At 62.8% G+C, this 1,391-nt stretch carries 1 protein-coding gene and 1 pseudogene; both read left to right on the forward strand.

What is annotated here, in order from left to right:
* On the forward strand, nucleotides 1-753 hold a 753-nt coding region (locus AAAB16_RS14500), incomplete at its 5' end, for a DeoR family transcriptional regulator (RefSeq protein ID WP_340663948.1).
* Nucleotides 754-763: 10 nt separating this feature from the next.
* Nucleotides 764-1,391 (forward strand): annotated as a pseudogene (locus AAAB16_RS14505) (glutamine--fructose-6-phosphate aminotransferase); the annotation flags it as partial.

The raw sequence follows: 1,391 nt of genomic DNA on the forward strand, positions 1-1,391 counted from the left end.
CCGCAACGTCGGCACACCATCCTTGCACTGCTCGCCGAGCAGGGCGAGGTGAGTGTTGATGAGCTGTCCAAAGCCTTCGCCACCTCTGAAGTAACCATTCGCAAAGACCTCGCTGCGCTGGAAAGCAATGGCCTATTGCTCCGCCGTTACGGTGGCGCAATCCCCATGCCGCAAGAGATTATCGTTGACCCCGCGCAGCCCATCTCCCAGTACAAACAAGCCATCGCCCGCGCTGGCGTTGCCTGCATCAAAGAGCACGCACGCATCATCATCGACAGCGGCACCACCACCGCCGCGATGATCCCTCAGCTCGGCCACAAACCCGGCCTGGTGGTGATGACCAACTCCCTCAATGTCGCCAGCGCCCTGAGCGAGCTGGAACACGAGCCGGTGCTGTTGATGACCGGCGGCACCTGGGACCCGCACTCCGAATCCTTCCAAGGTCAGGTCGCCGAACAGGTGCTGCGTTCTTACGATTTCGACCAGCTGTTTATCGGCGCCGACGGCATCGACCTGGCCCGCGGCACCACCACGTTTAACGAGCTACTGGGCCTTAGCCGGGTGATGGCTGAGGTGGCCCGCGAAGTGATTGTGATGGTCGAGTCGGACAAAATCGGCCGCAAAATTCCTAATCTGGAACTGCCCTGGAGCAGCGTCCAGACCCTGATCACCGATGACCGCCTCGACCCTGAGGCGCGTGCATCCATCACCGCGCGCGGGGTCAATCTGATCTGCGCCGCGCTGCAAGCTTAAGGAGAGACTTATGTGTGGCATCGTCGGCGCCGTCGCTGAGCGCAACATCACCGCCATCCTCGTGGAAGGCCTGAAACGTCTGGAATACCGGGGCTACGACAGCGCCGGCCTGGCCGTTTTCAACAACGACGGCGTGCTCGAGCGCCGCCGCCGCGTGGGTAAAGTCAGCGAGCTAGAACAAGCCCTGGCCGGCGAACCCTTGGTCGGCCGCCTCGGCATTGCCCACACCCGCTGGGCCACCCATGGCGCGCCCAGCGAGCGCAACGCCCACCCGCATTTCTCCGGTAGCGACCTGGCGGTGGTGCACAACGGCATCATCGAAAACCACGAAGCCCTGCGCAAACAGCTGCAAGGCCTCGGTTATGTGTTCAGCTCCGACACCGACACCGAAGTGATCGTCCACCTGCTCGACCATAAATTCAAAGACTTAGGCGACCTGGCCCTGGCCTTGAAAGCCGCCGTCAAAGAACTGCACGGCGCCTACGGCCTGGCCGTCATCAGCGCCAAACAGCCCGACCGCCTGCTCGCCGCCCGCAGTGGCAGCCCGCTGGTCATTGGCCTGGGCCTGGGAGAAAACTTCCTCGCGTCCGACCAGCTCGCCCTGCGCCAAGTCACCGACCGGTTTATGTACCTGGAAG

This window comes from Pseudomonas sp. (genome assembly GCF_037994325.1).
In the GTDB taxonomy this organism is placed as follows: Bacteria; Pseudomonadota; Gammaproteobacteria; order Pseudomonadales; family Pseudomonadaceae; genus Aquipseudomonas.